A 12587-nucleotide genomic window follows, 5' to 3' on the forward strand; every position below is an offset into this window, starting at 1 on the left:
GCGCCTTCGTACGCATTGTGGACTAGACCACTAGGGGGTGTCCATGCGTTGGAGGCTGTTCGTTGTTGTTCCGTCTCCCGCGATTCGGACGTACTGACGTCCAGCACGCAGCCTAACCCGTGTGAGTTCCTGTGCGGGGCCAGATGGTCATGGCAATTGCCGCGACCGCCTCCAGTTCCTCCCGGCTCGCCCCGTCCCGCGCCTGTTGTGACATGCCCTGGATCATCGCTCCGACGTGGCGGGCCAGGGCGGCGGCGTCGGTGCCCGAGGGCAGCACGCCGGCGGCGGCATCGGCCCTGATGCGGCTCTCGAACGCGGCGATGTTGGCGTTGCGGCGGTCCCGCAGCGACTGCTCGACCTCGGCGTCCGAGCAGTTCGTGGCTGCGTGGACGACGAGGCAGCCGTGCGGGTGGCCGGGTTCCGTGTACGCCGTGGCGGCCTCGCGCAGCGTGCGCTCGACAGCGGCCCGGGCGGTGGGCTCCTCGGCGAGGGCGCGGTCGGCGAAGGAGCCGTGCTCCGTGCCGTAGACGCGGACGGCCTCCTCGAAGAGGGAGCGCTTGTCACCGAAGGCCGCGTAGAGGCTGGGGGCGCCGATGCCCATGACGCGCGTGAGATCGGAGACGGACGTGGCCTCATAACCGTGCTCCCAGAAGGCCAGGAGGGCCTTCTCCAGTGCGGTCTCGCGATCGAAGGAGCGGGGGCGGCCGCGGCGCCTGGCCTTGGCCCTGCCTTCTGCGGCCGTCCCCGCCCCCGGCACGTCAGCCGTCTCGCTCCTGCGGGCCTTCGCGGTTCCGCGCCTCTCGGCCCTCGCGGTCCCCTCGTCGTTCACCATGGAGTGCATTTTATAGCGGGCACTAGAAAAATGTCGCCGGGCTGCGGTACGGTCCTTTCTGTAGCGACCGCTAGAGAAATGCGAAGGGGGAGCAGCCATGGGCGTGCTCACGGGCAAAACGGCACTCGTCACGGGAGCGAGCAGGGGCATCGGCCGAGGGATCGCCGAGCGACTGGGGCGCGACGGCGCGCGGGTCGCGGTGCACTACGGCAGGAACGAGACGGCGGCGAAGGAGACGGTCGCGGCGATCGAGGCGGCGGGCGGCTCGGCGTTCACAGTGGGCGTGGAACTGGGCGTGCCGGGCGACGCCGAGGCGCTGTGGGAGGAGTTCGACCGACACGCGGACGGGCTCGACATCCTTGTGAACAACGCGGGGATCGGGAACACGCGGCCCATCGGGGAGCTGGAAGAGCGGGAGTACGACAAGGTCTTCGCGGTGAACGTGAAGGCGCCGTTCTTCATACTCCAGCACGGCATGACGCGCCTGCGGGACGGCGGCCGGGTCGTCAACATCTCGTCGGGGCTGGCCCGGACGGCGGCGATGCCGGACAACATGGCGTACGCGATGACGAAGGGCGCGCTGGACGTCTTCTCACGGGACCTGTCCAAGGTGCTGGGCCCTCGGGGCATCACGGTGAACTCGGTGGCGCCGGGGATCATCGACACGGACAACACGGCCCCGCTGCTGCACGGAAGTGCCGACGGCTGGGCGAAGGCCGCGGCGTATTCGGCGCTGGGCGGAGTGGGCGAGCCCGCCGAGGTCGCGGACGTGGTGGCGTTCCTGGCCTCGGACGGAGGCCGGTGGGTGACGGGGAGCTGGGTGGATGTGACGGGGGGTTCGCTCACCTAGAAGAGGGGGCGGGTTCACCCAGCTGTGATCAGCGCCGAGGGCACTCCCCCGGTGTTCAGCGAGTCCCCGTCGCGTTCAGCGCGTCTCCGTCACCTTCGCCAGGGCCCGAGGCGCGTCCGGGTCCTGGCCGCGGGCGATGGTGACCTCGTAGGCGAGGAGTTGAAGGGGGATGATCTCCAGAACGGGCTGGACCTCTTCGGCCACGCCGTCCGTCGGCAGGGCGAAGCCGGCCGACGCCTGCTCGACCTGATGCCTGGGGCCGATGACGACCAGGTCGGCGCCGCGGCCGCGCAGCCGGTCGAGGACGGGCTGGAGCGCTTCGCCGCCCTTGCCGTCGGTGACCACGGCGATGACCGGGGAGACGTTGTCGACCATGGCGAGCGGTCCGTGCAGCAGATCGGCGCCGGAGTAGGAGAGGGCGGGGATGTAGCTGGTCTCCATCAGCTTGAGGGCGGCCTCCTTGGCCGTGGGGTAGCCGTAGCCGCGTGAGGTGATCACCATGCGCTCGGCGAAGCGGTAGCGGGCGGCGAGGGTGCGCACCTCGTCCTGCCGGGCGAGCAGTTGCTCGGCGAGGTCCGGCAGGACCTGCGCGGGCGCGCCGTCGCCGCCGCGCAGGCCCTCGACGAACAGGTAGAGCGCGAGGAGGGAGGCGGTGTAGGTCTTGGTCGCGGGGAGCGCCTTCTCCGGTCCGGCCATGATGTCGATGTGGTACTCGGAGACGTCGGCGAGCGGTGAGCCGGGGTTGTTGGTGACGGCCAGGGTGATCGCGCCGGCCTCGCGGGCGGCACGGGTTGAGGCGACCAGGTCCGGGGAGCCGCCGGACTGGCTGACGGTGACGACGAGGACGTCGGTGAGGTCGGGGCGGGCGCCATAGGCCGTGGTGGTGGACATCGAGGTGAGTCCGCAGGGCAGGCCGAGGCGGATCTCCAGAAGGTACTTGGCGTAGAGGGCGGCGTTGTCTGACGTGCCGCGGGCGGTCAGCAGGACGAAGCGGGGTGCGCGGGCGGCAATCCGCCGTGCCACGTCCCGGACGACGGGGGCGCCGTCGGCCAGGATCCGGCGCAGGACGGCGGGCTGCTCCGCCATCTCCCGGGCCATGGTCCGGCCCGGGAGCTCGCTGAGGGGGTCCGGTGTTGCGGCGGCGGTCATGGCGGAGTCCTTCCGTGGCGCGGGCGACTGCAGCTCCCATTTCACTCCCCCGGGCCGGAGAACGCCCCCGCGCAACCGGCACTGTTCACCTGGTGGAGGCCTGGTCGGCACAGTTGTGCCGCCTGCTCGGGAGCGAGGGCGCACACCCTGGGAGCGACGGCCCCGCTCTGTTAGATTGGTCTAAACCACATGGTCCCTTGTGGGTCCAGTCCCAGTCGAGCACTTCTCTCAGATCGGCAGGCCCAGCGTGGAAGTTGTCATCGTTCCGGACGCCGAGGCGGGTGGCGAGCTCATCGCCGAGGCCATGGCCCAGCTGCTCCGGCGCAAGCCCGAGGCGCTGCTCGGCGTGGCCACGGGCTCGACGCCGCTGCCCGTGTACGAGGCGCTGGCTGCCAAGGTGCGCTCCGGTGCCGTGGACATCGCGGGGGCGCGGATCGCGCAGCTCGACGAGTACGTGGGGCTGCCCGCCGACCATCCGGAGTCGTACCGCTCGGTGCTGCGGCGTGAGGTGCTGGAGCCGCTCGGGATCGGGATGAGCCGGTTCACGGGCCCGGACGGCACCGCCGAGGATGTGCAGGGCGCGTGCGAGGCGTACGACAAGGTGCTGTCGGACGCCGGGGGTGTGGACCTTCAGTTGCTCGGGATCGGGACCGACGGGCACATAGGGTTCAACGAGCCGTGTTCGTCGCTGGCGTCGCGGACCCGGATCAAGACGCTGACCGAGCAGACCCGGATCGACAACGCGCGGTTCTTCGACGGCGACATCGACCAGGTGCCGCATCACGTGATCACGCAGGGCATCGGCACCATCCTGGAGGCCCGGCACCTGGTGCTGCTCGCCACCGGCGAGGGCAAGGCCGACGCGGTCGCGGCGACCGTGGAAGGGCCTGTCGCCGCGGTCTGCCCCGCGTCCGCGCTCCAGCTCCACCCGCACGCGACCGTCGTCGTCGACGAGGCCGCCGCGTCGAAGCTGAAGCTCGCGGACTACTTCCGGCACACGTACGTCAACAAGCCGGAGTGGCAGGGGATCTAGGCGTGCTGTTCGGGTCACGCCGCGGACGCGGGGGCCTCGGTCTCCAGTACATCGTCCTCGGCCGGCTCGTCCTGGGCGCGCAGGCCGGCCACCCACAGCGGCATCACCCAGTGGACGACGAAGACGGCGATGAGCAGGGGCGCGGCATAGGCCTTCGGGGCTGCGCCGTCGGCCAGGCCCGCCGCGAGCAGGGCGATCACGGCTGCGGCCAGGAGCAGGGTCGTCATGCGGTGAGCGCGGGCCAGGACCCTGCTGCGTTCCACCGACTGCCTCTCGTCCAGGACGTGTTCGCGCAGCTCCACCAGGCCCCTGGTGGCGACGTTGATGATGCCGGTCGCGACCATCCAGGGAAGCAGCAGTACCGCCATCACGGCGGCGGGCCACAGCGGCTCGCCCTTGGCGAGGAAGAAGTGGGTCATCAGTCCGCCGAGGGCCACGGTGAGGGTGACGTGCGCGGCGACGGCCAGGCGCCGGCGCGGGGCCGTGGCGTACCACGCCAGGCCGCGGCGGTCGTTCATCAACCGCAGCATGCTCCGGTCGTAGCGGGTCAGGCGTGTCGTCGTCATGGCTGGTTCCTCCCGTAGACCTCGTCCGTGAGCGGCCGGAACGGTTCGAGGGAGAACACGGCCTCGACCGGCAGGCCGAAGAACTTGGAGATCTTCAGCGCCAGGTCGAGGCTCGGGTTGTACTGCCCTCGCTCGATGTAGCCGATGGTCTGGTAGTGGGCTCCCACTGCCTCGGCCAGGCTCTGGCGCGACACCTTTCGTTCGGCGCGCACCATGGCCAACCTGTTGTGCACCTGCTCGCTCATGTATAAGAAGTACTACATTCGGATGCAGCCTTACAACCCGGTGATCCCGGCGAGTCCGGTGATCACCTCGGCAGCGGCCCGGCCGCAGACGCGGGCCGCGCCATGGGTGGCGATGTGCAGGGCGCCGCGCGGGGCGGCCTGGGGGACGCCCATCTCGACCACGATGGTGTCGGGGCGGGCCGCCAGCAGGGTGTCGAGGGCCGAGGCCATCCAGGGGTGGCGGTGTTCGTCGCGGACCACGGCGACGATGCGGCGCGGGCCGGCCGCCTGAAGGGCCGCACGTCCGGCGCTCACCCCGCTCTTGCCGTCCTCGGCGGCCCTGCGGCCCTTGTCCGCCCTGCCGTCCTTGCCGTCCTTGCCGTCCTCGGCGGAGAAGCTGCCGGTCACGGTGCCCGGCAGGAGGTGGATGAGCTCCGCGGCGACGCCCCACGGGGTCTCGTCGCCGACCGCGATGTTGGCGACGGGGGTGAGGGCGGCGACGTAGGGCGGTTCGGTGAGGGGTTTGAAGCTCTCCGGGCGCTCAAGGCCCGGCGCGACGGTCACCGTGAGGGCGCGGCGGGCGGCCCGCAGGCCGATGTCGTCGCCGTGTGCGTCCTCGGGTGAGCGGTCGGCCGTGCCCGCCCAGCGGGCCAGCGCCCGTACCCGCTCTGCGGCGTCGGCGAGGCGTTCCTCCGGCAGTTCGCCCGTGCGTACCGCGGCGACCAGGGCGTCCCGCAGCCGCAGTACGGTCCCGTCGTCGGCCAGGCCGCCGCCCACGCAGATCGCGTCGGCGCCGGCGGCGACGGCGAGGACGCTGCCGCGTTCGATGCCGTAGGTGCCGGCGATGGCCCGCATCTCCATACCGTCGGTGACGATGAGGCCGTCGTAGCCGAGTTCGCCGCGCAGCAGGCCGGTCAGGATGCGCCGGGAGAGTGTGGCGGGGAGGTCGGGGTCCAGGGCGGGGACCAGGATGTGGGCGCTCATCACGGCCCGGGTGCCGGCGGCGACGGCGGCCCGGAACGGGGTCAGTTCGCGGTCCGTCAGCACGTCCGCGGGGACGTCGATGCGTGGCAGGGCGTGGTGGGAGTCGACGGCCGTGTCGCCGTGGCCGGGGAAGTGTTTGGTGCAGGCGGCGACTCCGGCGGACTGGAGGCCCGTCACATAGGCCGCGGTGTGCCGGGCGGCCAGTTCGGTGTCGGCGCCGAAGGAACGGACGCCGATCACCGGGTTGGACGGGTTGGAGTTCACGTCGGCCGACGGGGCCCAGTTGAGGTTCACGCCGCAGGCGGCGAGGCGGCGGCCCAGTTCGTGGGCGACCGCTCGCGTCAGCTCGACGTCGTCGACCGCGCCGAGCGCGTGGTTGCCCGGGAAGGAGGAGCCGGACCGCACCTCCAGGCGGGTCACGTCACCGCCTTCCTCGTCGATCGCGACCAGCACGTCGTCGCGCTCGGCCCGCAGCTGCGCGGTGAGCGCGGCCAGTTGGCCGGGCGAGGCGATGTTGCGGCCGAACAGGCCGACGGAGGCGAGACCCTCACCGAGCCGGCGCAGCAGCCAGTCGGGGGCGGTGGTGCCGGTGAAGCCGGGCTGGAGAACCGTCAGGGCGTCACGCGTGAGCGTGTCGGCACCGCTGGCGAGTGTCGTCATCGGGTGAGGTCATCCCTTCACGGCGCCCGCGGTCAGGCCCGCGGCCATCTTGCGCTGGACGAGGAGGAAGAGGGCGACGATGGGCACGGCCATCATCGTGGCGCCGGCCATCATCGGGGCGTATTCGGTGCCGTGCTTGGTGGTGAAGTTGCCGAGCCAGACGGTCGCGGTCTGGTTCTTCTGGCTGAGCAGCATCAGGGCGTAGAGGTACTCGTTCCAGGCCTGGATGAAGCCGTAGACCGAGGTGGCGACCATGCCGGGGGCCAGGAGCGGGAAGACGACCCGGAGGAAGGCGCCCGTGCGGGAGCAGCCGTCGACCATGGCCGCCTCCTCCAGTTCCTTCGGGATGTTGACGATGAAGCCGCGCAATGTCCACACCGTGAACGGGAGGACGAAGGTCAGGTACGTGATGATGAGGCCGGTCAGCCGGTCGTACTGGCCCAGGTCGTTGAGCAGCAGGAACACCGGGATGATCATGGCGACCAGCGGGACCATCTGGACCGCCAGGATGCCCACGATCACGATCTTCCGGCCGCGGAAGGCGAACCGGGAGATGGCGAGCGCGGCCAGCAGCCCGACGACCATGCCGATGACGACGACCGCCAGCGACACCACCAGGCTGCGGCCCACCGGGCCCCAGAAGTCGGCGATGTCCAGCGCCCGGCCGAAGTTGGCGAAGGTGATGCCGGTGGGCAGCAGGCTCGGGTCCGGGTCGATGGCGTCCTTTGCGGGCTTGAACGCCGTGTTGAGCATCCAGTAGAGCGGGAAGCCGGCGACGAGGAAGACCAGGAGGCCGAGGAGGTTCCAGCCGAGCCGCGACTTGCGGCGGCCGGCTCCGGCGAGCGTGCTCATTCGACCTCTCCGATCTTCAGCATCTGCCGCATGTAGACGGCGACCACGCCGAGCAGCAGCAGGACGGTGATCAGCGCGATGGCCGAGCCCTGCGCGTAGTCGTTGACCACGAACGCCCGGTCGTAGGAGTAGGTGTTGAGGACCTGGAACTCCGGCTCCGGGTGGCCGTTGCGCATGACGAACACCTGCGGGAAGACGCCCATGTCCCAGATGACCGACAGGGTCGTGAGCATCACGATGATCGGCTTGAGGACGGGCAGGGTGACGTAGCGGAAGACGCCCCAGGAGCCGGCGCCGTCCAGGCGGGCCGCCTCCTCCAGTTCCTTCGGGACCTGGGTGAGACCGGCGCTGAGTGTGATCACCACGAACGGCACGGCTCCCCACACCACCAGCAGCATGATCACGGCCAGGCCCTCGGGCCCACTGGCGAACCAGTTGTGGCCGATCATGTCGACGCCGGGCAGCTTGCTGAGCAGCGCGTTGAGGACGCCGTAGTCCGAGTCGAAGAGCCATTTGAAGACCGTGGTCGCCACGATCACCGGCATGCCCCAGCTCGCCACCAGCACGATGTTGATGAGCACCTTCAGCCAGCCGGAGACTCGCTGCAGCAGCAGGGCGAGCGCCATGCCGATCACCATCGTGAAGACGACGGCCCCGGCCGCGAAGAGGACGGTGCGCACGACGACGGCCCAGAACTCGCCGTCGCCCAGCACCTTGGCGAAGTTGTCGAACCCGACCGACTCGGCCGGCTGGAAGCCCCACAGCTGGGACTGCCCGAACTTCTGGAAGGACAGGGTGACCAGCCGGGCCAGCGGATAGCCCATGACCAGGGCGAGGATCAGCAGGCAGGGCGCGAGCAGCAGCCAGGGGGCCGTGGCCCCGCCCGACGGCCGCTTCACCCGTGGCGGTTCATCGGCAGGGGGTGGCGGTGCCTGCCGCGGTGGCGGCACCTTGGCAGGGGTGGTGGTGTCTGCGGCACTCATCGCGCGCTCCTCGGCGGTCCCTCAGGTCTTGACGACGGCGGGGCTCCGCCGACAGGGAGCCCCGCCCGAAGGTCACTTGGTGTTGATGACCTTGTCGATCGCGGCGTCCGCGTCCTTGGCGGCGGCTTCGACCGACTTCTTGCCGGTGCCGATGCTCTGCAGCATGGTCTGCAGGATCTGCGCCTTCTCGACCTGGCCCCAGCCGGGGGCCATCGGGACGAACCAGTTGGACTCGGCCGCGGTGGCGGGGACAGCCGTCGCCGGGTCGTTCTTCAGCGTCGCGAGGTCGATCTTGTTGTTGGGAAGGTTGCCCTTGGCCATCAGGCCCTTCTGCCCGGAGGAGCCGGTGTACGCGTTGATCCACTCGGCGGCCAGGTCCTGCGCGTCGGACTTCACCGGCACCGCCAGGTCGCTGCCGCCCAGGAAGACGGGCATGTTCTTGCCGGACGGGCCGGGCATCACGAAGTTCTCGAGCTTGCCCTTGAGCTTGCCGGTCTTGTCGTTCTTCGGGTCCTCGGCGGTCGCGCCCTCCCAGGCGGCGGCGAAGATCATGGCGGACTTGCCCTGGCCGTAGACGATGTAGCGGTCGGACTCGTCCTTGGTCTTGTCGCCGTGCATGTAGGAGTCGACGACGTTCTTGAACTCCGTCAGGCCCTTGAGGGACTCGGGCGAGGAGAGAGAGGCCTTCCACTGGCCACCCGACTCGGTGGCGATGGCGCCGCCGGCGTCGTAGACGAAGGACATGGCCGCGTACCAGTCGCGGGTGGGCTGGTACCAGGCGTTGAACTTGCCGCCCTGCTTCTTCTGGATCTTGTCCAGGGCGGCGGTCAGCTCCTTGTACGTCTTCGGGGGCGTCTTCACACCGACCGAAGCCGCGATGTCCTTGCGCCAGTTGGCGACACGGCCGCCGGCGTAGTACGGGACGCCGTAGGTCTTGTCCTCGTAGGTCACCGAGGCCTTGAGGCCGTCCAGCCAGGCGTCGGAGTTGTCGAACTTCGCCGGGTCCAGGGGAGCGAAGGCGCCCTTGACCATGTAGCCGAGCATCTCGGTGTTGCCCATCTCGACCACGTCGGGGGCCTTGTCGGTGGCGAGCACGGCGTCGAGCTTGGCGTTCTTGTCGGGCCAGCCGTAGTACTCGTGGTTGATCTTGAGGCCGGGGTGCTTCTTCTGCACCGCGGCGTCGGCGGCCTTCACGAGCTGCGGCCAGTTGTTCTGGGCGTCGACGGTGAGCCAGACCGTCAGCTCCTTGGCGTCCGCGCCGCCCTTGTCCGCACCACCGCCCTCGCCCCCACACGCCGCGATGGAGACCATCATTCCCGCGATACCGATCGCGAATATCAGCTTGCGCTTCACGCCACCCTCCTCAGGGATGCCCACAACCCCCCTGGCTCCTCGCGGTGAACGTGGGGCCGGGCCTGGACCATTGGTGTAGACCAGTAGGGAGGAGCTTGGCTTGGACCAGAAGGCCTGTCAAGAGTCCCGATAAGGCTCTGACCAGCCGTTATGCGACCTACATATGCAGGAACCTTTAAGTAATAAGCCAGCGAAAAGCCGACTGCGCACGCCATACTTCGGGTAGACCACTGGATGTGGTGGACTAGACCAAAAGCGGTGCCGACGGTATACAAGTGGGATCGTGTCGGCGGACCGAGCCGGGAAGGCGGAGCATGAGCACCGACGTCAGCAGTGCTGAGAACGAGAGCGGGGCGCCCGTCCGTACCGCACGCGTGCCCAAGTACTACCGCCTGAAGAAGCACCTGCTCGATATGACGGACACGCAGGCGCCCGGCACGCCGGTACCGCCCGAGCGCACGCTGGCCGCGGAGTTCGACACCTCGCGCACGACGGTGCGCCAGGCGCTGCAGGAGCTGGTCGTCGAGGGCCGTCTGGAGCGCATCCAGGGCAAGGGCACGTTCGTCGCCAAGCCGAAGGTCTCCCAGGCGCTGCAACTGACCTCGTACACAGAGGACATGCGCGCCCAGGGCCTCGAACCCACGTCGCAGCTGCTGGACATCGGCTACATCACCGCCGACGACCGCCTCGCCGGCCTGCTCGACATCGCGCCCGGCGGACGCGTGCTGCGCATCGAGCGGCTGCGCATGGCCAACGGTGAGCCGATGGCCATCGAGACCACGCATCTGTCCGCCAAGCGCTTCCCGGCGCTGCGGCGGTCGCTGGTGAAGTACACGTCCCTGTACACCGCGCTCGCCGAGGTCTACGACGTCCATCTCGCGGAGGCCGAGGAGACCATCGAGACATCGCTGGCCACCCCGCGCGAGGCCGGCCTGCTCGGCACGGACGTCGGCCTGCCGATGCTGATGCTGTCCCGGCACTCGCTGGACCGGGAGGGGCAGCCGGTGGAGTGGGTGCGGTCGGTGTACCGGGGGGATCGGTACAAGTTCGTGGCGCGACTGAAGCGGCCTGTCGAGTAGCGCACGCCGCGGACCGCTGGTGAGCCCGGGTTTCTATTGGGTACCGCATTGCGGACGAGGGGTTCCGCTCTCGCCGCACCCTGACCTAGATTGCCTGCGCATTACACAGGTGATCACTGAGGGGACGGAGCCGCCTGATGTCGCAAGCCCCAGAAGCCAGTAGAGGACCGGTGGTGACGCCGGTGCGCGTCGTCATCGCCCTCTGCCTCACAGCGCCCTTCGTGGCCATGCTGTGGGTCGGCTCCTACGCCAAGACCGACCCGGCCTTCATCGGCATCCCGTTCTTCTACTGGTACCAGATGGCGTGGGTGCTCATCTCCACCGCGCTGACGATGACCGCCTACAAGCTGTGGCAGCGTGACCAGCGCGCCCGTCGGGGAGGTACGCGGTGAAGGACGGCGTGAACGGCGTCGCACTCGCCGTCTTCATCTTCTTCTTCCTGCTCGTCACGGCCATGGGCTTCCTGGCCTCGCGGTGGCGCAAGGCCGAGAACGAGAACAGCCTCGACGAGTGGGGCCTGGGCGGCCGGTCGTTCGGCACCTGGGTCACCTGGTTCCTGCTCGGCGGCGACCTGTACACGGCGTACACCTTCGTGGCCGTACCGGCGGCGATCTACGCGGCGGGCGCGGCCGGCTTCTTCGCGGTGCCGTACACGATCCTGGTCTACCCGCTGATCTTCACCTTCCTCCCCCGCCTGTGGTCGGTCTCCCACAAGCACGGGTACGTGACGACCTCCGACTTCGTGCGCGGCCGCTTCGGCTCGAAGGGCCTGTCGCTGGCCGTGGCCGTCACCGGCATCCTCGCGACCATGCCGTACATCGCGCTCCAGCTCGTCGGCATCCAGGCCGTGCTGGACGTGATGGGCGTCGGCGGCGGCGAGGACACCAACTGGTTCATCAAGGACCTGCCACTGCTGATCGCGTTCGGCGTACTGGCGGCCTACACGTACTCGTCGGGCCTGCGTGCCCCGGCGCTGATCGCCTTCGTCAAGGACACCCTGATCTACATCGTCATCGCGGTGGCGATCATCTACATCCCGATCAAGCTGGGCGGCTTCGACGAGATCTTCGCCAAGGCGGGCGACGCGTACAGCCAGACCAACCCGGCGACGGGCGCGCCGCGTGGTGCGCTGGTGCCGCCGGAGGCGGGGCAGTGGACGTACGCCACGCTGGCGCTCGGCTCGGCGCTCGCGCTGTTCATGTACCCGCACTCGATCACGGCGACGCTGTCCTCGCGCAGCCGTGAGGTGATCCGCCGCAACACCACGATCCTGCCGCTGTACTCGCTGATGCTGGGCCTGCTCGCGCTGCTCGGCTTCATGGCGATCGCGGCCGGGATCAAGGTGCAGAACGGGCAGCTGGCGATCCCGCAGCTGTTCGAGACGATGTTCCCGGACTGGTTCGCGGGCGTGGCCTTCGCCGCGATCGGCATCGGAGCGCTCGTGCCCGCCGCCATCATGTCCATCGCGGCCGCGAACCTCTTCACCCGCAACATCTACAAGGACTTCATCAAGCCCGACGCCACACCGGCGCAGGAGACCAAGGTATCCAAGCTGGTCTCCCTGCTGGTGAAGGTGGGCGCGCTGGCCTTCGTCCTCACCATGGACAAGACCGTCGCCATCAACTTCCAGCTGCTCGGCGGCATCTGGATCCTGCAGACCTTCCCGGCCCTGGTCGGCGGCCTGTTCACTCGCTGGTTCCACCGCTGGGCGCTGCTCGCGGGCTGGGCGGTCGGCATGGTCTACGGCACGGCCGCCGCGTACGGGGTCGCCTCGCCGACCCAGAAGCACTTCGGCGGCTCCTCGAAGGAGATCCCCGGCATCGGCGAGATCGGCTACATCGGCCTCACGGCGTTCGTCCTGAACGTGGTGGTGACGGTGGTCCTCACCTTCGTCCTGAAGGCCCTCAAGGCCCCCGACGGCATCGACGAGACCAAGCCGGAGGACTACACGGCCGACGCGGGCGACCCGGGGGTCCAGGTGGAGCTGCCGCCGGCCACGGCGGGCACCTCGCACTGATCCCG

13 protein-coding genes are annotated in these 12587 nt (G+C 69.5%); 5 read left to right on the plus strand and 8 right to left on the minus strand.

Annotation, left to right across the window (positions count from 1 at the left end):
* Positions 1–112 precede the first annotated feature (112 nt).
* A complete protein-coding gene (locus OG542_RS13230; protein WP_408057752.1) occupies positions 113–841 on the minus strand; it encodes a TetR/AcrR family transcriptional regulator in 729 nt (242 codons plus the stop codon).
* Between the two features lie 88 nt (positions 842–929).
* On the opposite strand from OG542_RS13230, the gene OG542_RS13235 reads away from it, so the two are divergent.
* Positions 930–1682 (plus strand): SDR family oxidoreductase, encoded by a 753-nt coding sequence (locus OG542_RS13235; RefSeq protein ID WP_328410885.1) that lies wholly within the window; start codon positions 930–932, stop codon positions 1680–1682.
* Positions 1683–1757: 75 nt separating this feature from the next.
* Here the strand turns inward: OG542_RS13235 and OG542_RS13240 are convergent, their stop codons facing one another.
* Complete coding sequence (locus tag OG542_RS13240; RefSeq protein ID WP_311127685.1) at positions 1758–2831, minus strand: SIS domain-containing protein; 1074 nt, start codon at positions 2829–2831, stop codon at positions 1758–1760.
* 247 nt (positions 2832–3078) lie between these two features.
* Between OG542_RS13240 and nagB the strand changes: the two genes are divergently transcribed.
* Positions 3079–3864 carry a glucosamine-6-phosphate deaminase gene (gene nagB, locus OG542_RS13245; protein WP_328410887.1) on the plus strand — a complete coding sequence of 262 codons (786 nt, stop codon included), beginning with the start codon at positions 3079–3081 and terminating at the stop codon, positions 3862–3864.
* 14 nt (positions 3865–3878) lie between these two features.
* Here the strand turns inward: nagB and OG542_RS13250 are convergent, their stop codons facing one another.
* From OG542_RS13250 to OG542_RS13275, 6 genes are all read right to left on the minus strand, one after another.
* Positions 3879–4430: a hypothetical protein gene (locus tag OG542_RS13250; protein WP_328410889.1), complete on the minus strand. Its 552-nt coding sequence runs from the start codon at positions 4428–4430 to the stop codon at positions 3879–3881.
* A complete protein-coding gene (locus OG542_RS13255) occupies positions 4427–4675 on the minus strand; it encodes a helix-turn-helix transcriptional regulator (RefSeq protein WP_184590604.1) in 249 nt (82 codons plus the stop codon). The genes OG542_RS13250 and OG542_RS13255 overlap by 4 nt, the downstream gene beginning before the upstream one ends.
* 30 nt (positions 4676–4705) lie before the next feature.
* Positions 4706–6298, minus strand: coding sequence for a glycoside hydrolase family 3 protein (locus tag OG542_RS13260; RefSeq protein WP_328410891.1), 1593 nt, complete (start codon positions 6296–6298; stop codon positions 4706–4708).
* 9 nt (positions 6299–6307) lie between these two features.
* Positions 6308–7150: a carbohydrate ABC transporter permease gene (locus tag OG542_RS13265; RefSeq protein WP_311127681.1), complete on the minus strand. Its 843-nt coding sequence runs from the start codon at positions 7148–7150 to the stop codon at positions 6308–6310.
* Positions 7147–8133: a carbohydrate ABC transporter permease gene (locus tag OG542_RS13270; RefSeq protein ID WP_328410893.1), complete on the minus strand. Its 987-nt coding sequence runs from the start codon at positions 8131–8133 to the stop codon at positions 7147–7149. Before OG542_RS13270 ends, OG542_RS13265 begins: the two co-directional genes overlap by 4 nt.
* A gap of 72 nt (positions 8134–8205) precedes the next feature.
* A complete protein-coding gene (locus tag OG542_RS13275; protein ID WP_328410895.1) occupies positions 8206–9486 on the minus strand; it encodes an extracellular solute-binding protein in 1281 nt (426 codons plus the stop codon).
* Between the two features lie 314 nt (positions 9487–9800).
* Between OG542_RS13275 and OG542_RS13280 the strand changes: the two genes are divergently transcribed.
* The 3 genes from OG542_RS13280 to mctP all read left to right on the plus strand — a co-directional run bounded on the left by OG542_RS13280 (position 9801) and on the right by mctP (position 12582).
* Entirely contained in the window at positions 9801–10565 is a 765-nt protein-coding gene (locus OG542_RS13280) for a GntR family transcriptional regulator (RefSeq protein ID WP_193481038.1), read from the plus strand.
* Positions 10566–10702: 137 nt separating this feature from the next.
* Positions 10703–10957, plus strand: a complete 255-nt coding sequence (locus tag OG542_RS13285; protein ID WP_261681529.1) for a DUF3311 domain-containing protein — start codon at positions 10703–10705, stop codon at positions 10955–10957.
* Complete coding sequence (mctP, locus tag OG542_RS13290) at positions 10954–12582, plus strand: monocarboxylate uptake permease MctP (RefSeq protein ID WP_193481040.1); 1629 nt, start codon at positions 10954–10956, stop codon at positions 12580–12582. Before OG542_RS13285 ends, mctP begins: the two co-directional genes overlap by 4 nt.
* Positions 12583–12587 lie beyond the last annotated feature (5 nt).

It is taken from the genome of Streptomyces violaceus (genome assembly GCF_036014075.1).
Lineage (GTDB): Bacteria > Actinomycetota > Actinomycetes > Streptomycetales > Streptomycetaceae > Streptomyces > Streptomyces violaceus.